A 20695-nucleotide genomic window follows, 5' to 3' on the forward strand; every position below is an offset into this window, starting at 1 on the left:
TCAGAGAAATCAGGTAAATCCATCTAAATGAACTTGATAATCATTCTCATTTTGATAGCATGAAACATAGCAAAGGCTATATTTAAGGGCATAAAATGAACAGTAGTCGCGTTGAGAATAGCAGTGGGCGGGCAGCGCGCAAGCTGAGGTTCGCGTTAATGGGACCGGCGTTCATTGCGGCGATTGGCTATATCGATCCCGGCAACTTTGCCACCAATATTCAGGCGGGGGCAAGTTTCGGCTATCAGCTCTTGTGGGTCGTTGTATGGGCCAACTTAATGGCGATGCTGATTCAGTTGCTCTCGGCCAAACTCGGTATCGCCACTGGCAAAAACCTGGCTGAGCAGATCCGCGATCACTATCCACGCCCGGTGGTCTGGTTTTACTGGGTACAGGCGGAAATTATCGCCATGGCCACTGACCTCGCGGAATTTATTGGCGCCGCTATCGGTTTTAAAATGATCCTCGGTGTTTCGTTATTGCAAGGCGCGGTGCTGACCGGGGTTGCTACCTTTCTCATTTTGATGCTGCAACGACGCGGGCAAAAACCGTTAGAGAAGGTGATCGGCGGGTTGTTGCTGTTTGTTGCAGCGGCATACATTGTCGAACTGGTGTTTTCTCAGCCGCGGCTGGCCGAGCTGACGAAAGGGATTGTGATTCCCAGCTTACCGGGAACAGATGCCGTCTTTCTCGCTGCCGGGGTGTTGGGGGCAACCATTATGCCGCATGTGATTTATCTGCACTCTTCCCTGACGCAGCATTTGCACCAGGGAACCCAGCGCCAGCGTTATTCAGCCACCAAATGGGATGTGGGGATTGCCATGACCATCGCCGGTTTTGTGAATCTGGCCATGATGGCCACCGCTGCCGCGGCTTTCCATTTTAACGGGCATACAGGGATTGCCGATTTGGATCAGGCTTACCTCACGCTGGAGCCATTATTGAGTCACGCAGCCGCCACCATTTTTGGTCTGAGCCTGGTGGCGGCAGGCCTCTCTTCAACGGTGGTTGGTACGCTGGCGGGGCAGGTGGTGATGCAAGGGTTTGTGCGTTTCCACATTCCGCTATGGGTTCGCCGCACTATCACCATGATGCCCTCGTTTATTGTTATCTGGCTGGGGCTGGATCCGACGCAAATTCTGGTGATGAGCCAGGTGTTGCTGAGCTTCGGTATTGCGCTGGCGTTGGTGCCGCTGCTGATATTCACCAGCAATCGCGCGCTGATGGGGGAACTGGTGAATACATCGCTGATTAAGCGTACCGGCTGGGTGATTGTGATACTGGTGGTCAGTTTAAATGGCTGGTTGTTAGTGGGAACTGCGGCAGGTTTATAACATCCTGTTTACCCATCACCACAAAAAAGGAGCGCATGCGCTCCTTTTTCGTATTAATGATGATGCCAGCGACCGCCTCGAGGTCCACGGTGGTCATCGCGATCGTTCCAGCCTTCACGGTAGCCGCGTTCATAGGCGTCGCGTTTATCCCAACCGCGATGCCATCCGCGGTCGTGTTTATACCAGTGGTTGCCGCGCCATTCATAGTTGCGACCCCAGTAGTCACGGTCGCGCCAGCGGCCGCCGTCCCAGTAGTTACCGTAATTATCGCGATCGCCAATTTGTAATTTTACAGATGGCAACAGGGTGATTTCGCCAGCATTAGCGACCAGGGGCGCTGAAGCCATTAACACTGCTGCCAGAATCAGTGACCTGAACATACTCTTCTCCTTCACGATCGGGGCCGAAACGGCCTGTTACAACAATCTTACGGGGCGGTAAAACCCCGTATTATTGGCGGAACTCCTAAATCATGAATAGCAGCACTTTTTGCTAAAAAAGCGTTATTTTGCACCGCTGAGAATAGCGTCGATTTCCTTACATTCTGCTGCGCTGAAATCCCGATTGGTCAGCATGCCAACGGCATCGTCCAGTTGCCCGATCTTGCTGGCACCAATCAGCACCGAGGTCACTTTGCCGCCGCGTAGCACCCAGGCCAGTGCCATCTGAGACAGTTTCTGTCCTCGCCGTTGAGCCACAGCATTTAGCGCGTGTACTGTCGCCAGCTTTTCATCAGTAAGCTGATCCGGATTAAGAAAACGACTGCCGCTGGCAGCACGGGAATCCGCCGGGATACCATGGAGATAGCGGTCCGTTAATTGCCCACCCGCGAGCGGAGAGAAGGCAATGCAGCCGACGCCTTTTTGCTGCAACGCATTCAGCAGTTCGGTTTCCACCCACCGTTCAAACATAGAGTATTTAGGTTGGTGGATCAGACACGGTGTGCCCAGGTCGTTGAGAATGTCGATAGCTTCACGCGCCAATGCTGCCGGGTAGTTAGACAACCCGACGTACAGCGCTTTACCCTGGCGCACAATATGATCCAGTGCGCGCATGGTCTCTTTCAGCGGCGTTTCCGGGTCCGGACGATGGTGGTAGAAGATATCCACATATTCGAGCCCCATCCGGCGCAGGCTTTGATCAAGGCTGGCGATCAGGTATTTGCGCGAACCCTAGTCGCCATAGGGGCCATCCCACATGGTGTATCCCGCTTTACTGGAGATAATCAGCTCGTCGCGCCAGGGGAGGAAATCTTCCCGCAAAATGCGGCCGAAATTGCTCTCTGCGGATCCGGGGGGCGGCCCGTAATTGTTGGCCAGATCGAAATGGGTAATGCCAAGATCGAATGCGTGCCGCAGTAATTGCCGGCTGTTTTCCAACAGCGTGGCGTCGCCAAAGTTATGCCACAGCCCGAATGAAATCGCCGGGAGTTTAAGCCCACTATCACCACAGCGCGAGTAGACCATTTTTTCGTAACGTGCGGAATCTGCCTGATAAACCATGCCGTTGCCCCTGTGAAGTCATCATGCCTTCAGTGTATGCGTTTACATCGCCGGACCAATGAGATTACACCGGGCGTTATCGTAAAGCTTGCTTTCCACCCCTGATATGGCGCGTATCCTGGACTCTCATCACAGTTCTTCAATACTCAGTGAAGAACTAAAGTCTGGAAGGATCAATGTCATGCAAACTGATTACTCTGTTGCCGACTATCTGCTGGACAGGCTCGCTGGCTGTGGCATTCACCATTTGTTCGGCGTGCCGGGCGACTATAACCTGCAATTTCTTGATCACGTCATTCAACATCCGGCGGTCCACTGGGTTGGCTGCGCCAACGAACTTAACGCTGCCTATGCCGCCGACGGCTACGGGCGTTGCCGGGGGGCTGGCGCTTTGCTTACCACCTTTGGCGTGGGGGAATTAAGCGCCATTAACGGCATTGCTGGCAGTTTTGCTGAGTATGTACCGGTGCTGCATATCGTTGGCGCACCGTGTAGCGCAGTGCAGCAACGTGGCGAATTACTGCACCATACACTCGGCGACGGGGATTTTCGCCACTTCTGGCGGATGAGCGAACCGGTTACTGCCGCGCGCGCCATTTTAACGGCGCAAAACGCCTGCTATGAAATCGACCGGGTTATCAGCACCATGCTGACAGAGTCACGTCCCGGTTACCTGATGTTACCGGCTGATGTCGCCAAAATGGCAGCGACACCGCCTGTAACCGCTATCACTTCCCCGGTAATGCAATCCGACGAAACGCGCCTTGATGCGTTTCGCCGTCATGCACAGGCGCTGATTTCGGGCAGTCCACGCGTTGCGCTACTGGCGGATTTTCTTGCTCGTCGCTTCGGCGTACAGAAAATGTTGCAATGCTGGATGCGTGATTTCCCCGTCCCCCATGCCACGATGCTGATGGGGAAAGGGCTATTTGATGAAACACAACCCGGGTTTGTGGGCACTTACAGCGGTGCCGCAAGCCCGCCAACAGTACGCGAAGCCATAGAAGGGGCGGACACGGTGATTTGTGTGGGCGCTCGTTTCACCGATACGCTGACCGCCGGGTTTAGTCAGCAGTTGCCACGGGAACGGACTATCGACATTCAGCCGTTCGCCGCGCGGGTAGGGGAAACCTGGTTCAGCGGCGTGTCGATGCGCGATGCGGTGAATACCCTGATCTCGGTGTGTCGCCATCTTCCGCGCAACCCGCCTAAGCAGGTTAATCACACTGACGCGCCGCCCCGCGTTCATCAGGGGACGCTGGATCAGTCAGCACTCTGGCAAACACTGCAAGATATTATCCGTCCTGGCGATATCCTCCTGGCCGATCAGGGAACCGCGGCGTTTGGCGCAGCGGATTTGCGCTTGCCTGCGGAAGTCGATTTTTTGGTACAACCGTTATGGGGATCGATCGGTTTTTGTCTGCCCGCCGCGTTTGGCGCGCAAACAGCGTGCCCGGAACGGCGGGTGATTTTGCTCAGCGGCGATGGTGCGGCTCAGTTAACCATTCAGGAACTGGGGTCGATGCTACGCGACGGTCTGCGGCCCATCATTATATTGCTGAATAATGATGGGTATACGGTGGAACGTGCCATTCATGGCGCGCAGCAGCGTTATAACGACATTGCTCGCTGGAACTGGACGCATATTCCGCATGCACTTAGCCATGATTGTCAGGCTGAGTGCTGGCGGGTCAGCGAAACGGTACAACTGGCCGAGGCACTGGAAGCTGCCGCCCATCATCACCGCCTCGCGCTGATTGAAGTCATGCTGCCGAAGACAGATCTCCCTGATTTGTTGCGTGACGTCACCCGCTCGCTTGAAGCGCGCAACAACCAGTGATCACTTGTCCCGCCGGGGAGCAACCATCATTGGCTTCCCGGCCAGCAACAGCCAGGCAGGAAGCATCACGATGCATAACAACGGCAGCAGTGTCGTGTCCGGCACAACGACAGCGGCAAGAAACAGGCTTAACCAGCCATCCCGCGTGACCACCAGCACCAGACCAAGCACTGCACAGGAGACGGTTACCGCCGCCGGTACCGCGTCCACATGCTGGTGCAACATCAGACCTAGTGCTACCCCGACGAACACCGCCGGGAAAATACGCCCACCGCGGAACCCGCACGCTGTTGCTACCACCAGCGCCGCCAGTTTTATCACCGCAAACAGCAGATAATCGCTGACGGTGAATGTCTGCGCAAAGGCCAGTTGCTGCATCTCATCCAGCCCCTTAAACAGGGTGATATTACCGCCCATGATGCCAAGAATACCGAGCAGAAACCCACCAATGCCCAGCGCAAGCACCGGATTTTTTAGCCGCTGCATAAGCTGATGCAGGCGGGGTAAACACCAGACCGCAACCATCCCCAGCGCGATGGCGAGCATGGTGACGACCGCACCGCTGATGATATCGACAATGTGCAACTGCGGATAATGGGGAATCGGTAGAGTGAAATGGGGATGCGACAGCACCGTGGTGGTCAGCGCGCCAGCAGCAGCGGCCATCAGTGGGGCGAACAGACGATCCCATAGCGGTACATCATTACTGGCGGTCAGCGTTTGTGAAAAGATCAGCGCTGCTGCAACCGGGGTACCAAACAGTGCGCCAAGTGTGCCCGCAGAGGCCAAAATCGTCCAGTCCAGTGGGGCGACTCGCGGAAATGCGCGCGCGCCAATCGCCACCGCCAGCGCAATATTCAGCACCATCACCGGGTGTTCAGGCCCGAGGCTGACGCCGCCCGCCAGCCCAAGGATCAATGCCAGCACCAGACCCGGCAGCGCATTGACGGCAACCGGCGCGCTGATCAACGGCTCGGTCGCCGGATCAGGGCCGCCATGACCCGTGCTAAAGCGGATCACCAACCCAACGGCCACACCCGTCAGTGTCAACATCAGCAGGATCCAGCCGGGAGAGTCCGGATCGACTCCCAGCCGCCAGGGAATGCCGAACCATAAAATGGATTGCAACACTGCGGCGATTTTCATCACCAGCAGGAGTACGAGGCTTGAGGCTACGCCAATCGTCAGTGCTGGCAGCGCCAGCAATAACAGGGTTCTGGCTCGCGGATGGAGCATGCTTATGTCCTTTTACCGGAAGAGTGTGGCAGTGGCTGCTAACAGAGCCGAAACCACGAAGTTAATCTGTGACGAAGATCGATAATCCTGGGGCACTCGTGTTATGGTCATTGTCGTTAAAGCGCCTTGAATTTACAGTGTGCCAAAGATTTATTCTGACTTTAGCGGAGCCGTAAAAGAATGACAAAATATGCTTTAGTGGGAGACGTAGGCGGCACTAACGCGCGCTTAGCGTTATGCGATGTCGACAGCGGCGTCATCTCCCGGGCCAAGACCTACTCAGGCCTCGACTACCCAAGCCTGGAAGCCGTGGTACGTGTATACCTTGAGGAGCACGGCGTGAGCGTGGAGGACGGGTGTATCGCCATTGCCTGCCCGATCACCGGTGACTGGGTAGCGATGACCAACCACACCTGGGCTTTTTCCATCGCAGAAATGAAGAAAAACCTTGGCTTCGCCCATCTGGAAATCATTAACGATTTTACGGCTGTGTCGATGGCGATCCCGATGCTGAAGCAAGAGCATCTGATCCAGTTTGGCGGCGCTAAGCCGGTGGAAGGCAAGCCGATCGCCGTTTACGGTGCGGGCACCGGCCTTGGCGTCGCGCACCTGGTGCATGTGGATAAACGCTGGGTGAGCTTGCCGGGCGAGGGCGGTCATGTGGATTTTGCGCCCAACAGCGAAGAAGAAGGGATTATCCTTGAAGAGCTGCGCAGTGAGATTGGTCATGTCTCCGCCGAGCGTGTGCTGTCCGGCCCCGGGCTTGTGAACCTCTACCGCGCAATTGTGAAATCCGACGGGCGTTTGCCGGAAAATCTGCAACCGAAAGATGTAACCGAGCGCGCGCTGGCGGATAGCTGCATCGATTGTCGCCGCGCACTGTCACTGTTCTGCGTCATTATGGGGCGCTTCGGCGGCAACCTGGCGCTGAACCTTGGCACCTTTGGCGGCGTCTACATTGCCGGCGGGATTGTACCGCGCTTCCTCGATTTCTTTACCGCTTCCGGTTTTCGCGGCGGCTTTGAAGATAAAGGCCGTTTTAAATCCTACGTCGAGGATATTCCGGTTTATCTTATCGTCCACGACAATCCGGGGCTGTTAGGCGCAGGCGCGCACCTGCGCCAGACACTGGGCTACTATCTCTAGAGCGCCATTAACTGCCGAAACTCTTTTACCTTACTGCGGCTGACGGGCACCTGAAACTCCAGGTCGCGCAGCCGCAAAATATAGGTATTGTTAAACCATGGCTCTATTTCGCGGATCTTATCCAGATTGACGCAGTAGGAGCGGTGGCAACGGAAGAAATGCGCCGCTGGCAGTTTGCTGCAAAATTCGGTGATATTCATCGGCATCACGTAAGACTCCCGCTTCGTGTAGACGAAGGTCATCTTCTCATGTGCTTCCGCATAATAGATATCATGAATGCTGGTGACGATAATGCGTTCGTCTTTCACCAGATTGATGGTCGCGTTTTCCCGTGGCTGCGGGTTTGTAGTCGCGCCAGTGTGTTGTTGCCACGCATGTTCCAGCTTTTGCAACATGCTGATAATACGTGACTCCTGATAAGGTTTAAGGATGTAGTCAAACGCTTCCAGTTCGAAGGCTTCGACCGCATGCTCTTTCCAGGCGGTAATAAACACGATAAAGGGTTTGTGGGCGAACTGGCTGATGTTCTGCGCCAGCAATACACCGTCCAGCGAGGGAATGTTGATATCGAGAAAAATGGCGTCGACTTTATTGTGTTGCAGGTACTTCAGTACGTCGAGACCGTCGTCAAACGTGCCGACAATCTCCATCTGACTGTGCGCTTTAATCAGCCAGCTTAGCTCCTGTTGCGCCAGGATTTCATCTTCAACAATGATGACTTTCATTCACATCTCCCGTTAAGGCAACAGCGCGGCAATCGAGGGCGCGGGCGTCGACTGGCGTGGCACGTAAAACGCGATTTTCGTCCCCGGCGTCAGGCGGCGGATATGTAACCCTTCGCCGTACAGCAGTTTTACTCGTTGGTGAACATTCAGCAGACCGATTTTATTGCCGGGCATTTCATCGGCTTCTACGCGGGCGATCATCTCCGGCGATATGCCATTTCCGGTATCACGCACGGCAATACGCACGCGGTTGCCGCACTCTTCTACGCTAATGGTCACCACCCCTTTGCCTTTACAGGGCTGAATGCCATGCACGATAGCGTTTTCTACCAGTGGCTGGATCAACAAGCTGGGGATTTCGCACCCGATCTCTTCATCAATGTCGTAAATGACGGTCAGTTTGTCGCCAAAGCGCGCCTGTTCAATCGCAATGTAATCTTTAATCTGGTAGAGCTCTTTTTTGATATCTATCTGCTCATCATCTTTTAATTCAATGTTATAGCGTAAATAACGCGACAAATTGAAGATCAATTGCCGGGCGGTATCCGGATTAAGACGAATGGATGACGAGATAGCATTCAGGGCATTAAAGAGGAAGTGCGGGTTAATTTTGCTCTGCAATGCACGTAGTTCTGCCTTATTTGCCATTTCACGCAACTGTTCGGCGCGGGACACCTCCAGTTGGGTGGAGATAATTTGTGATAACCCGACGGCCATCTCCTGTAGCGACGACGTGATTTGGTGTGCGTGACAGTAGTAGATTTTCAGCGTCCCGGTGACGATGCCTTGTTCACGCAGCGGGATCACCAGCATGGAGTGAATCTCTGGCGTGCGGTGCGCCTCATCATTGTTTTTAATGATAATTTCGCCGGTGTTGATCGCCTGATGCGTGGTGGGGCTGATGATGTCATCACTGTCGCGGTAATTATTTTCCCCAACGCCAACATAAGCCAGAACATGGTCGACGTTGGTAATCGCGACCGCGTCGGCGTCGATATCACGACGAATGATATCGCACACCTGGCGCAGGGATTCGCTGTTAACGTTACGGAACAGCGGCAGTGTTTTATTGGCGATATCCAGTGCCAGTTTTGCCTGACGTCCTGCCATGGCCTCTTTTTCCCCTTCAACACTCTGTACCAGCAGCACAATAAACCCGATACAGACACTACCCAGGATCATTGGTACGCCGATTTTGGAGACAATATCGAGGCCGAGCGCGGTGGAAGGCGCCCATACCACCACCAGCATCATGGTGAGGCTTTCACAGATCATGCCGCCGATAATCCCCACGCGCCAGTGTTGCGCTTTCGGGATCTTGCGGTTAATCACCCCGGACATGATCCCGGCAATAATACTGGTGATAAAGCAGGGGATCGCCGTAACCCCGCCAATATCAATCAAATAGCGATGTACGCCTGCAATCACGCCGGTAATGATACCGACCCACGGACCAAACAGAATGCCGCCGGACATCACTGCAATAATACGCACGTTGACCAGCGAACCTTCCACGGGGACACCGGACCAGGTACTGAACAGTGCGAACATGGAGAAGATGGCGGTTACGCCCAGTAACTCTTTGAAGGAGTGGGCGGTTTTATGCAGCAGCTCGCGAAACAGGCGGATACGGATCAGGAAAAACAGGCAGATCAGCATCAACGCCGCGCGATCGAAAACCGCCAACAGCATGTCGAATATTTCGTGCACGGGAAACTCATGTGAAAGGCGTCAAAAAGCTATGATAAGAAACTGCGGCCCGGATGACCAGCCGGGACATTCATTGAGTGAATGAGGAAAAACCACTATTTCAAAAGGGGATTAATTAGCGTCGAAAGCATGTGAGCGAAGACGGAGATTTGATGAAAATGTAGAGTAATTATATTGATATCATGTTGTTAAAATGTTTGTTTGATTCGGTAATAAAGGGATGGTCTTGCACTCAGGGTGGTTTTTTGGGGTTCCCCTTTTTTGTCAGAACATTATTTTTTCCTTTCCCTCTCGACAGCAGGAAATTTTTCGGGCTATGTTCTTAGCACGCCGCAATCGCGGCGACGTCGCTCGGACGGTCCGGGCGCTCACGTTATCCCGAGGAATCTATGGCTGACTTCAGTCCTGAACGCCGTTTTACGCGTATCGATCGTCTTCCCCCTTATGTTTTTAATATCACTGCTGAACTGAAAATGGCTGCGCGTCGGCGCGGCGAAGACATCATTGATTTCAGCATGGGGAATCCGGACGGTCCGACTCCCCCCCACATTGTCGAGAAACTCTGTACTGTGGCGCAGCGTCCGGATACACACGGTTACTCGACTTCGCGCGGTATTCCGCGTCTGCGTCGAGCGATTTCCCGCTGGTATCAGGATCGCTATCAGGTGGATATCGATCCGGAAACCGAAGCCATTGTGACGATTGGCTCGAAAGAGGGGCTGGCGCATTTAATGCTGGCAACGTTGGATCATGGCGATACGGTACTGGTACCAAACCCAAGCTACCCCATCCATATCTATGGCGCGGTGATCGCGGGCGCGCAGGTGCGTTCTGTACCGCTGGTAGAAGGGGTCGATTTCTTCAACGAACTGGAACGTGCAATCCGCGAAAGTTACCCGAAGCCGAAGATGATGATCCTCGGGTTCCCGTCCAACCCTACGGCGCAGTGTGTAGAGTTAGAGTTCTTCGAGAAAGTGGTGGCGCTGGCAAAACGCTACGATGTACTGGTCGTGCACGATCTGGCTTACGCCGACATTGTTTATGATGGCTGGAAAGCGCCGTCGATCATGCAGGTGCCCGGCGCGCGCGACGTCGCGGTCGAATTCTTTACCCTGTCGAAAAGCTACAATATGGCGGGCTGGCGTATTGGCTTTATGGTCGGCAATCCGGTGCTGGTTAACGCGCTGGCGCGTATCAAAAGTTACCATGACTACGGTACGTTTACGCCGTTGCAGGTCGCGGCAATCGCGGCGCTGGAAGGGGATCAGCAGTGCGTGCGCGACATTGCCGCGCAGTACAAGCGCCGCCGCGATGTACTGGTGAAAGGCTTGCATGAAGCCGGCTGGATGGTTGAGATGCCGAAAGCGTCCATGTACGTATGGGCGAAAATACCGGAGCCGTATGCAGCAATGGGGTCGCTGGAATTTGCCAAGAAGTTGCTGAAAGACGCCAAAGTCTGTGTGTCGCCGGGGATTGGTTTTGGTGATTACGGCGATACTCACGTGCGTTTCGCGCTGATTGAGAACCGCGATCGTATTCGGCAGGCGGTACGGGGTATTAAAAGCATGTTCCGCGCTGATGGCCTGCTTGCGGCAGCGCCCAAAACCACAACGGAAGATATTGAACCTTAAACCGAATCAATAAAAAAAGGAGCCGAAAGGCTCCTTTTTCTTTTTCTGCATCAATAAGCTCAGGTTAGATCATCAGGGCGAATGTGCCGGCCCAAACAATGACCATCATCGAAATGCCCATAAAGAAATATTTCACGTTCATCGCTCCGCATACATTATGTATGCATTCATGACCTATCAGGACTGAGTATAGAGAGGTGAAACTACGCCAAAACGAAAATGAGAATTTTCTCCCTTTCGGCCACAGCTCCATCTCAGAATCTTGGGTGATTCCTCACCAAACGAGGCTAATGTACGCTTAATTTTTTGCCCTTACAAGAGGGTTTTTTTATTTAATTTTAGTAAGTTAGGCTATGTCGGGGTTTGGCGACACATTAATTTCACTGCTAAATAAATTGTGCTTCAGCGAAGGAGAAAATCCCTGCTGAAACGCTTCATTTCCGCCTGATTTATAAGGCTAATTTTTTGAGTCAGTTCACACTCTTCGCCAAAGCGGATTTTTGTGTCTTAAAAACGCAATAAAAGCGACATGCAAAAAAATGCATAAACACCCGTCTGCCTGGGCATATTTGTGCAGTGATTTTTATGTCTACGGGTGTGTCACCACGAAACCGTGATTACTGGCGCACTATAAAAAAATTGTATCTTTTATGTTAAATCATGACTTGCGTGTATTTGTATAGACAAGTATATGTGTTTATATACTCACCGTGTTTTCAGGAGTGCCGCACGCAGCCTGAAAACGCAGCAACTCAGGGACTTTACCAGGCATGAAGAATCTCACCCTTATTCCCGGCCAACTGACACTGGCGCAACTGCGTGATATTTACAGCCACCCGCTTCATCTTACGCTGGATGACAGCGCGTTTGCCGCCATTGATAACAGCGTGGCGTGTGTGAATGCCATCATGGCGCAGGGGCGTACAGCCTATGGCATTAATACCGGTTTTGGTTTGCTGGCGCAGACGCGTATTGCTACCGAAGATCTGGAAAACCTCCAGCGTTCACTGGTGCTTTCCCATGCTGCGGGAGTGGGTGAGCCGCTGGACGACGCCATGGTGCGCTTGATCATGGTGTTAAAAATTAACAGCCTGGCACGTGGTTTTTCCGGTATCCGTTTGCCGGTGATCCAGATGCTGGTGGCAATGGTCAATGCGGGCGTTTATCCGTGGATCCCGGCGAAAGGTTCGGTAGGCGCATCCGGGGATCTGGCGCCGCTTGCCCATATGTCGTTGACGCTGCTCGGCGAAGGTAAAGCGCGCTGGCAGGGCGAATGGTTACCGTCTGTTGAGGCGTTGAAACATGCCGGACTCACACCGCTAACGCTGGCGGCGAAAGAGGGGCTGGCGCTGCTCAATGGCACGCAGACCTCTACGGCATTCGCGTTGCGCGGGCTGTTTGAAGCGGAAGATCTGTTTGCTGCTGCAATAGTGTGTGGGGCATTGACCACAGAAGCGGCACTGGGCTCGCGTCGCCCGTTTGACGCCCGTATTCACGAGGTGCGCGGCCAACGCGGGCAGATTGACGCTGCGGCGCTTTATCGCCACGTGCTGACCGACGATAGCGCCATTTCGCAGTCGCATCACAACTGCAATAAAGTGCAGGATCCCTATTCGTTGCGCTGCCAGCCGCAGGTGATGGGCGCGTGCCTGACGCAGTTGCGTAACGCGGCGGACGTTCTGCTGACGGAAGCGAATGCGGTGTCGGACAACCCGCTGGTGTTTGCGGCGGAAAATGAGGTGATATCAGGTGGCAACTTCCATGCGGAACCGGTGGCGATGGCGGCGGATAATATTGCGCTGGCGCTTGCGGAAATGGGCGCATTAGCGGAGCGGCGCATAGCGTTACTGATGGACAGTCACATGTCGCAGTTACCGCCATTTCTTGTGAAAAACGGCGGCGTGAACTCCGGTTTTATGATTGCACAGGTCACCGCTGCCGCGCTGGCGAGCGAAAATAAAGCGTTAGCGCATCCGCATAGTGTGGACAGTTTGCCGACCTCAGCAAATCAGGAAGATCACGTGTCGATGGCCCCAGCTGCCGGCCGCCGCTTATGGGAGATGGCCGCTAACACGCGTGGTGTGATTGCGGTGGAGTGGCTGGCCGCCTGCCAGGGGCTGGATATGCGCGAAGGGTTAACCAGTAGTCCACTGCTGGAACAGGCGCGCCACCTGCTGCGCGAGCAGGTTTCGCACTACGAAAAAGACCGGTTTTTCGCACCCGACATCGAAAAGGCCACGGCGCTTCTGGCTGCGCGGCGTTTGATGCCACTGCTGCCGGCTGTGCTACCCAGTCAGATTTGATCACCGCTGTTTCTGCAACCGGCCAGGGGGAATTTCCCTGGCTCCGGGTCCTGTGCATTAACCTTAATGAAATATCCCAATTCGCGGAACAGACCAGTAGTTGTTGTCTGACTATTGCTATTTTTAATTTTATATATTTCCGGCCATTTCTCTTTCACTCACCCTCAATCATGAGGAAAGCGTGATGCCCAGACATGCCCCTCCCTTTGAAAAAGTCAAAAGAGCGAAATATGCACATCCGAAGAAACGAGGCGAAAGGAGGCATAACCGTGGCAGGCGCGCCATAGCCGAACGCACTTTGGGGATCCCAGGATTCGCTTCGGTGGAGGATTGGATCCGCTACGAATTTGATGAGCGGGACGCCCGACTGGCAGCGGAAGCTGCAGCAGCGCCCCTGCCGCCATTGCCTGTCTTTCGCGCACGAAATCTGGCTGAGCGCTTAACACTGATGTTGTATGTGCTGAATGTTCTGGGAACCGGGATCCCGGTAGAGAGGGCGCGAACCCGTCAGCAGGAGACCGGTGTTGTAAAAGCGGGGCCGGCGACGCGAAAATCGCTGTCGGAGGCAGAAGCGAAAGTGCGTGAGCCAGCTCCAGAGGCAGAAGCAGAGGTGATAGCGAAGCCGGAGGAGGAAACGACCTATACCCCATCAACATACGATACGTCGCTGGCACCTGGCACTGCGTCTGCCGGCGATCGCGCTGCACCGACGTATATCGCCATGACGATGCTGGGCGGAGCGGGGGTAGCCACTCAGGCAGCACGGCCGGGTATAAGCGATCGTATTGCCGATATGACCCGTACAACCGGCCTGCTCATGGCTGCTGCAGCATCGCAGATCTCCCCGCGAGGGGCTGCGCAAGCAGTTGGCGCTTCCGCTCTGCTGGCAGGGCTATCATACGCCTGGTATTCGATGTTTGGTCGCAGTAATGATGAAAATGCCTCTGCTTATGAACGTCTGGCTGAACTGACCGGGATGTTAACTGAGGACGAGCGGGAGTTGATTAACTCGCTCTTTCCTGAACGAAACGCGGCTTCGCCGATTGAGGCCGTATCACCCTTCAGCCCTGGTGATATTGCAGAGCTGGAAGCGATAGTCGCGGAACTGGTGGAGGATAACATTGCCTCATCTGCATTCAGCAGCACGGATAGTGCCAGCCAGCAGCCGGAAAGCACGACCGTGATGGCAGAGGAAGCCTCCCTGGCTGCGAAATCTCGCGTTAAAAGGTCACATCTGATGGCGGAGCCCCAGGTTTCGCGTGGTATCAGAGTGAAAAAGATACTGGTAGATCCGTTCGTGACAACGGAGGCAACAGCGCCAGCCAACGCGACCGCATCAGCAAACATGACTGTACCAGCCAACGCGACAGCAGACCCCTCGTTACGCAGTGCATACTGGGCTGAAGAATATAAAGCAGCCAAGAATGGCACCTTAGAAAAATCGATATTTTTGATGCTGAGCGAAGGCCCCAAACCGGGTGATCGGGGCAGTCTGTATGTGCCCAGAGAGAGCTTCCCGCTCGCAGATGCGTGGTTCACAAGAATGGATGAATTGCAGGTCGGGACCTTCAGGCAAGAATTTCAGCAGGAGATTGAAGAGGAGTCCATTGCGAGCATCTACGATCCGCATTCAGGCGCGAAGTCTGCAGAACTACCCGATGAACGCTGGCTACATCTGGGACGTTATTACCTTCAGCTTTACCGCAGAGCGCTGTATGACTGGGGCATGGGGCTGCTTCATATGAATGTGGAGGAGGCCAGAGATGAGGAAGTACTTGTGCAGCGCCTTGAAACGCTGACCAACAGGCTGAACGATGACTGGGAAGGTAACGCGATGGATGCGGGCGAACTGAAGGAATATGCTGCCAAAAGTAAAAAACTCGCGGAGCGTACCGCGCGGTTGGCTACCTACAGTGCTGACAGACCGTCGACAGATATCATGAAAAATACGTCATTGTCATTCAGCACGGATATACCGGCATCGGAAGTGTTCTTTGGGCAATACAGCCTGTCTTATGTCGATCTTATTGATCGATCCCGATTTTCCGGGACATTTCCGCAGTATCTCAAAATCATGCTGATAAGCCTGGTGGACCTTATTCGGGACGATACAGGTCATGTGGACCTGGTCACGCTCTATACCGCGTGGAGTATCCTGACGGTCAAACGCCTGCTACATGCGCTTGAAAACGACGATATGGTTGCCGCTTATGATTTTGCCGTGCTGGATGAGGAGTTGAACAAGATAATTAAAGAGCACATTTTCCTTCTTTGGAATGAGCAAACCCAGTCGAAATATTTCGAGTTATATAATGAGTCGATAGTGGAGGCGTTGCCGCTGTTGTGGGCAATGGAGGCGCGGCACACCAGTGAAACGGCAACCTCGCAGCCTGCGACTGTGGGCAATACAACCGTATCGACGGAACACGCGTTGCTTACCGGAGTGGACTGGGAAAACATCCGCCAGCAAGCCGAACAGGCCGAACCGATGCCTGAGCGTTTCAGTGCCGATAAATATATGCTGGATAAGCTGAAAACGATATTGGATCGGCGGATAGCAGATTTGACCGACTTTTTGGGGGAAAACATCCTCCACCCGGATCGCTATATGACGGCCTTTGTCCGGGAGTCGTTGGAGATGTATGGGCTGGAAGATAAATGGTCCGATCAGTCAATAATCACTTCCCGTCCGGTTGTACTCAAAGCCGGGGTCGGCATGGATGTAAAGGGGAAACTGACCACCACTATTCCTTCCCGCAGCTACACGCTGGTCGACATTGCCAGGGGGGGGCCGCGCAGAGATTACGGAACATCCTATACCGACGATGTGATTGAATGGCCCTCCTCGTTTCCCAGTGCGCTGAAGGAACGTCTGGGCAATATGGGGGATTTTGCTGACTGGCGAATTCAGGATGAGTTTGACCTGAACAACCCCGAGGGCGGACAAAAGGCCAGGAAAGCCTATAAGTTTATGTTGGATCGAGCGGCACTGGCGTATATCGACAGAAAAAACCGCGTATCGAAGGCTTCCCAGGGAGAGTACCATCAGCGCTATATCGATGCGGTTGAAAGTTTTCTCAAAGGCGAGACCAAAGCGGAAAGCGTGGAGTGGCATGGTGTCACCCTTGCTGATGTGATTTTTATTCCGGTTTCACCTTCTCTCGTTCCCAAGCAAAAGAAAATCGGCGTGCTACTGTCACTGTGGAACAATGATTATTGTGAAGTGCCGTGGCCTGGATTTGCCGGCAAAGTACATAAGGAAGGGAGAGGGAGAAAGGTTTCCCCTGGCGTGGTGATTGAAAAATACCCCGCGATAAAGGCCTTTATGGAGAAACACCGGACGATCCGGACGGGGAAGGCGCTGGCGAAAGTGGACGACAGTTATGACTATCGCGCAGAGCACTATGATGCACCAGCATACTCTATGGACATGACCTCCGAAGTGTCTTCATCAGATTACTACCCACCTTTTATCACCTATGCAAAAACGCCGGATGTGCTCTTCGACAAGCTTATCGATATGCATCGCAAGGATCTTGTCGACCTTTACGACGATCTTATTTACTCGTCTGCGGAGCATAAACGGGCCGTTGCATTCGAATTGATAAATACGCTGGCCATTCTCTCCGGGGTGCTGCTTATGGTCGGTGGCGTAATGCTGGGCGGCCCTGCTCTGCCATGGGTAGCGGCATCTCTGGCGGTCACCCTGCTGGGAGAGGTTGTGCCAACGGCTGTGCTTGCGTCGCTGGCAGATGATGAGGAAGAGCGTGAGCTGTATATCCGTTCGATGGTGATGGCGGCGGCGTTTGAGCTGGGGGGCAATCTGGCTGGGCCTGCAATAGGCGGCGTGGTGAAAGGCACCCGGCGGCTGGCGCGTCTGGGGAATACGGCGGTGAAGGAAACGCTGCCCGACTTGTACCGGGTAGTGAAGGAAAAGCTGGTACAAGTAATGACCAAAACCGGTATCCGGCGTCTGCGCAAAGTACCGGATACGGTGACGACGATCAGCAAAGAAGCGCGCAGCGATCTCGATAAGGTCGTCGAGACGTTAAAAGCGTCGGACACGGCACGCCCCTCTGTGAAAACGAAACCGTCTGACAAAACAGACGCTGCTGCCGGATCATCGAAACAGCAGACGGATACCGGGGCTGGCGCTGCGGCAAACAACATTGCGGGGGAGGGCTTGCTGAAGCAATCAAAAACTGCCAAAAAAGTGATCAGTAAAATGCGCGAATTGGGATTTAAATCTGATATCCGTATCCTCACCCGATGGAAAAAAGGAAGCACTACGGATGAAGTGATAAACCAATATTTTGTGCAAGGGAGAAGAGGTAATGATCGGGTGGTGGTACAGATGTTTTCCGATAATAATGAATTCTCATATATTTATTTTGATGAGAATGAATGGCTCCAAACAGTGATTAAGAAAAGTAAGCAGACTGATGATGTGACTGGCTATTATGATGTCAAAAATGATGCTGATTTTTCAGAGTTATTTGAAGAGTTTGAGCCTATGACGGAAGCGGCGGGTAGTCTCCCACTAAAAGATTATCCCGTGGATGGGGTACTGATTTATACCTCGCAAGAATACAAAAATAGCGTGAAAAGCACGGGGTTGGATTTCGATGATATGCAGGAATTTTTTGAGAAAACGCTTGGCGTGGAAAAAGGTGCGGAAGCAGAAACATCGCTTTCTGCTTCTATCCGACAAGCGTTAAAAGAAAATCCGGAGTTACAGTCTTCTCTGAAGAGCCTGCCGTTTTTTGCAGATGTGCCGGTTAATTTATCGCAAGGCGATCTCATTATGAAATATGCCGCTTTATTGAAAGAGATCGGTCCGGATATAACCAAATTCAGGCCGATCATGCAAGATCTGGCGCTCAATCTCAGAGATCCCACTAAAATCAAGAACCTGACAAATTTTTATAACTACGAATTACAAAATAGTGGCTTCCAAATAGCTGCGCCTGATTTTATAACCTATAAAGCAAATGTGGGTAAAAAATGGTGGGGGAGATTTATACCCTCGAAAAATATTGATAAAGTTGAAACGGCGTTTAATAAGACATATACCCGGGCAGATCAACTTTCCGCACTGCTTGGACAAGCAAAAGCATCGCCAGAATTGCGTGATGCGATCCTCGTAGTGCTGGCCAGGTATTTAAATACGCCCGATGCTACGATCCTTGGGGAAGCTTATCAACGGCTTGATGAATTATCGAGTCGGCTTTACCAACAAGCACATTATCATGTGAAAGAGACCAAGCTCAGCCGTGTTGTACCCGTTACAGCAAGTGAGGGTGATATATCGCAAACGGTGGCTTTTGTTTATGAGCGGGATCCTTCTGCACGCATTATGTTAGTTTTCCCCACGGTATTAGAAGAGAAAGGGATTAAAAACACGCTTCTTCATGAGATGACCCATCATGCCATTGGGTCTGAGGACTATGCCTATATTGCCGACTTAGGAAAAAAATTCCCCAATTTAAAACAGCATCATTTTAGATTCGGTGAATCAAGATGGGAATCATTCAGTCCGCATGCAACATTAGGCCGTACAGCACAAACATCTGCCGAGTATCTGGTCAATGAACTTCCGCCATTAAATACCCTGGACCGCGCAATAGCGCAGGCCCGAGCGCTATTTCTGGCTATGGAGCGGGCTTATACCAAAATGAACAATGCAGACTCATTGGTCGTACTGATTAATGAACTGCTCAGTAGTTTCAAATTCAAGTGGGTTGGCGATGAGAAGACCGGACACTGGGCGATTACATTGGCAACCGGTAGCAGAACACGCCGTTCAGTTGATGAAGAGGATGCCTTTATGAAAGAACTGGTGGACAATTTGACAGCCACACAGCTTGCGCAAGCGCTCGACTTTAGCGTTGCCGGTATCTTCACCGATGAAGAGATTAAAAAATTCGGTCTTGAACTGACCGATTCCGCCGGGACGAACACGACACAGGCAATGAACACGACACAGGCCATCACACCGGATGCCTGACGCGCTTGTGATAATCAGCCGGGAGAGCAAATAACGTGAAGATTTAAGCAATAAAAGGATGCTCTGGTGTCCCCTGCAGGAATCGAACCTGCAATTAGCCCTTAGGAGGGGCTCGTTATATCCATTTAACTAAGGGGACAGGGCGGCTGGAGTATAACGTCATTTGCGCGCCACGTTAAGCGCGCAGGCCGCCAAGTGATTAAACTGTCACCGTTTATGCTTATTTTTCCGCACCCTTGTTCTGGCGCTTTTCCTCTTCGGCCCTGGCTTTCGCCTCAGCCTTACGAGCGTTGATCATATCGTTGCGGATTTGCGCATGGCTGAGCAGGGCGAAAATAAAGGTCCCGCCGCAAATATTTCCGGCGAGCGTCGGTAGCGCGAAAGGCCAGATAAACTCGCTCCAGTGCAGTGTGCCGTTAAAAACCAGATAAAAAATTTCCACCGCCCCCACCACAATATGCGTGGTATCCGCCAGTGCAATAAGCCAGGTCATCAGAATGATTACCACAATCTTCGCCGCGCCAGCTGAAGGAAACATCCACACCATGGTGGCGATGATCCAGCCGGAAATAATCGCGTTGGAGAACATTTCGCCCGGCGTGTTTTTCATCACATCCATGCCGATTTTGACAAAAGCATCGCGCATCTGTTCATCAAAAATCGGCATATGCTCAAATGCCCAGGCCGCAATCGCCGTGCCGATAAGATTCCCCAACAGCACCACGCCCCACAAGCGCGTCATCAGACCAAAATTCACCCAACCGGGGTTTTGCATGACCGGCAATACGGCTGTCACTGTGTTCTCGGTAAACAACTGCTGGCGCGCCATGATGACGATGATAAAACCAAAGGTATAACCGAGGTTTTCCAGCAAGAAACCGCCGGGTACGCCATCAAGCTGAACGTGAAATATCCCTTTTGCTAGCAGAGATGCCCCCATTGATAGCCCGGCGGCGATAGCCGACCAGAATAGCGCCATTGCATCGCGTTCCAGCTCTTTCTCGCCATCCTGACGAATATGTTCGTGAATTGCCATGGCGCGAGAGGGGAGCCTGTCTTCATCCAGTTCGATTTTTTCGCCACGCTTTTTTTCGTCGCTCTCGACGGCGATCTCTTTACTCTGCGTGTCGATTTTCTCTTCTTTTATTGCGTCCACTACAACCTCACTTGTTCTCTGCAGATGCAATTAAGCGTAGCGAGTTTCTGTGGCGATTCGTGGCGGTATCGTCCTAAAGTACAGGGGGAAAGCAACAATGGTGAT

The 20695-nt window shown here is 53.0% G+C and carries 12 protein-coding genes, 1 tRNA gene and 1 pseudogene; 6 read left to right on the plus strand and 8 right to left on the minus strand.

From position 1 onward, the window contains the following. The first annotated feature begins 95 nt into the window (after positions 1 to 95). Positions 96 to 1334 (plus strand): Nramp family divalent metal transporter, encoded by a 1239-nt coding sequence (locus ABGA49_RS04360; protein ID WP_071889914.1) that lies wholly within the window; start codon positions 96 to 98, stop codon positions 1332 to 1334. A gap of 53 nt (positions 1335 to 1387) precedes the next feature. On the opposite strand, the gene ABGA49_RS04365 is transcribed toward ABGA49_RS04360, so the two are convergent. Both ABGA49_RS04365 and mgrA read right to left on the minus strand, forming a co-directional pair. Next, positions 1388 to 1714, minus strand: a complete 327-nt coding sequence (locus tag ABGA49_RS04365; RefSeq protein WP_061493853.1) for a DUF2502 domain-containing protein — start codon at positions 1712 to 1714, stop codon at positions 1388 to 1390. A 123-nt stretch (positions 1715 to 1837) separates the two neighbouring features. Then, positions 1838 to 2836 (minus strand): annotated as a pseudogene (mgrA, locus tag ABGA49_RS04370) (L-glyceraldehyde 3-phosphate reductase). A 181-nt stretch (positions 2837 to 3017) separates the two neighbouring features. On the opposite strand from mgrA, the gene ABGA49_RS04375 reads away from it, so the two are divergent. Beyond that, positions 3018 to 4676 carry a thiamine pyrophosphate-binding protein gene (locus tag ABGA49_RS04375; RefSeq protein WP_347665188.1) on the plus strand — a complete coding sequence of 553 codons (1659 nt, stop codon included), beginning with the start codon at positions 3018 to 3020 and terminating at the stop codon, positions 4674 to 4676. Here ABGA49_RS04375 and ABGA49_RS04380 read toward each other — a convergent pair whose 3' ends face one another. Continuing rightward, the gene (locus tag ABGA49_RS04380) at positions 4677 to 5912 is read right to left on the minus strand and encodes an ion channel protein (RefSeq protein ID WP_061493856.1); all 1236 of its coding nucleotides are present in this window, start codon (positions 5910 to 5912) and stop codon (positions 4677 to 4679) included. Between the two features lie 180 nt (positions 5913 to 6092). On the opposite strand from ABGA49_RS04380, the gene glk reads away from it, so the two are divergent. Further along, the gene (gene glk, locus ABGA49_RS04385) at positions 6093 to 7058 is read left to right on the plus strand and encodes a glucokinase (RefSeq protein ID WP_061493857.1); all 966 of its coding nucleotides are present in this window, start codon (positions 6093 to 6095) and stop codon (positions 7056 to 7058) included. Here glk and ABGA49_RS04390 read toward each other — a convergent pair. Together ABGA49_RS04390 and ABGA49_RS04395 are read right to left on the minus strand one after the other, a co-directional pair. Then, entirely contained in the window at positions 7055 to 7783 is a 729-nt protein-coding gene (locus ABGA49_RS04390; protein ID WP_088238146.1) for a LytTR family DNA-binding domain-containing protein, read from the minus strand. The genes glk and ABGA49_RS04390 overlap by 4 nt on opposite strands. Positions 7784 to 7795: 12 nt before the next feature. Beyond that, complete coding sequence (locus ABGA49_RS04395; protein ID WP_347665189.1) at positions 7796 to 9493, minus strand: sensor histidine kinase; 1698 nt, start codon at positions 9491 to 9493, stop codon at positions 7796 to 7798. Between the two features lie 389 nt (positions 9494 to 9882). Here ABGA49_RS04395 and alaC point away from each other — a divergent pair, with 389 nt between their 5' ends. Next, positions 9883 to 11124: an alanine transaminase gene (alaC, locus tag ABGA49_RS04400; RefSeq protein WP_061493860.1), complete on the plus strand. Its 1242-nt coding sequence runs from the start codon at positions 9883 to 9885 to the stop codon at positions 11122 to 11124. A 64-nt stretch (positions 11125 to 11188) separates the two neighbouring features. Here alaC and ypdK read toward each other — a convergent pair whose 3' ends face one another. Further along, positions 11189 to 11260 carry a membrane protein YpdK gene (ypdK, locus tag ABGA49_RS04405; RefSeq protein ID WP_134318594.1) on the minus strand — a complete coding sequence of 24 codons (72 nt, stop codon included), beginning with the start codon at positions 11258 to 11260 and terminating at the stop codon, positions 11189 to 11191. Between the two features lie 634 nt (positions 11261 to 11894). On the opposite strand from ypdK, the gene hutH reads away from it, so the two are divergent. Then, on the plus strand, positions 11895 to 13427 hold the full coding sequence (hutH, locus tag ABGA49_RS04410) for a histidine ammonia-lyase (protein ID WP_134317852.1): 1533 nt from the start codon (positions 11895 to 11897) through the stop codon (positions 13425 to 13427). 184 nt (positions 13428 to 13611) lie between these two features. Beyond that, positions 13612 to 19434, plus strand: a complete 5823-nt coding sequence (locus ABGA49_RS04415; protein ID WP_347665190.1) for a hypothetical protein — start codon at positions 13612 to 13614, stop codon at positions 19432 to 19434. Between the two features lie 64 nt (positions 19435 to 19498). On the opposite strand, the gene ABGA49_RS04420 is transcribed toward ABGA49_RS04415, so the two are convergent. Together ABGA49_RS04420 and ABGA49_RS04425 are read right to left on the minus strand one after the other, a co-directional pair. Beyond that, a tRNA-Arg gene (locus ABGA49_RS04420) sits at positions 19499 to 19573 on the minus strand. An 81-nt stretch (positions 19574 to 19654) separates the two neighbouring features. Continuing rightward, complete coding sequence (locus tag ABGA49_RS04425; protein WP_347665191.1) at positions 19655 to 20590, minus strand: formate/nitrite transporter family protein; 936 nt, start codon at positions 20588 to 20590, stop codon at positions 19655 to 19657. Positions 20591 to 20695: the final 105 nt, after the last annotated feature.

Source organism: Kosakonia sp. WA-90 (assembly GCF_039871955.1).
GTDB classification, from domain to species: domain Bacteria; phylum Pseudomonadota; class Gammaproteobacteria; order Enterobacterales; family Enterobacteriaceae; genus Kosakonia; species Kosakonia oryzendophytica.

Bases quoted from the DNA above. Each gene is read 5' to 3' on its own strand.
- ABGA49_RS04360 (WP_071889914.1), top strand. From the start codon at position 96: ATGAACAGTAGTCGCGTTGAGAATAGCAGTGGGCGGGCAGCGCGCAAG.
- ABGA49_RS04365 (WP_061493853.1), bottom strand. From the start codon at position 1,714: ATGTTCAGGTCACTGATTCTGGCAGCAGTGTTAATGGCTTCAGCGCCC.
- ABGA49_RS04375 (WP_347665188.1), top strand. From the start codon at position 3,018: ATGCAAACTGATTACTCTGTTGCCGACTATCTGCTGGACAGGCTCGCT.
- ABGA49_RS04380 (WP_061493856.1), bottom strand. From the start codon at position 5,912: ATGCTCCATCCGCGAGCCAGAACCCTGTTATTGCTGGCGCTGCCAGCA.
- glk (WP_061493857.1), top strand. From the start codon at position 6,093: ATGACAAAATATGCTTTAGTGGGAGACGTAGGCGGCACTAACGCGCGC.
- ABGA49_RS04390 (WP_088238146.1), bottom strand. From the start codon at position 7,783: ATGAAAGTCATCATTGTTGAAGATGAAATCCTGGCGCAACAGGAGCTA.
- alaC (WP_061493860.1), top strand. From the start codon at position 9,883: ATGGCTGACTTCAGTCCTGAACGCCGTTTTACGCGTATCGATCGTCTT.
- hutH (WP_134317852.1), top strand. From the start codon at position 11,895: ATGAAGAATCTCACCCTTATTCCCGGCCAACTGACACTGGCGCAACTG.
- ABGA49_RS04415 (WP_347665190.1), top strand. From the start codon at position 13,612: ATGCCCAGACATGCCCCTCCCTTTGAAAAAGTCAAAAGAGCGAAATAT.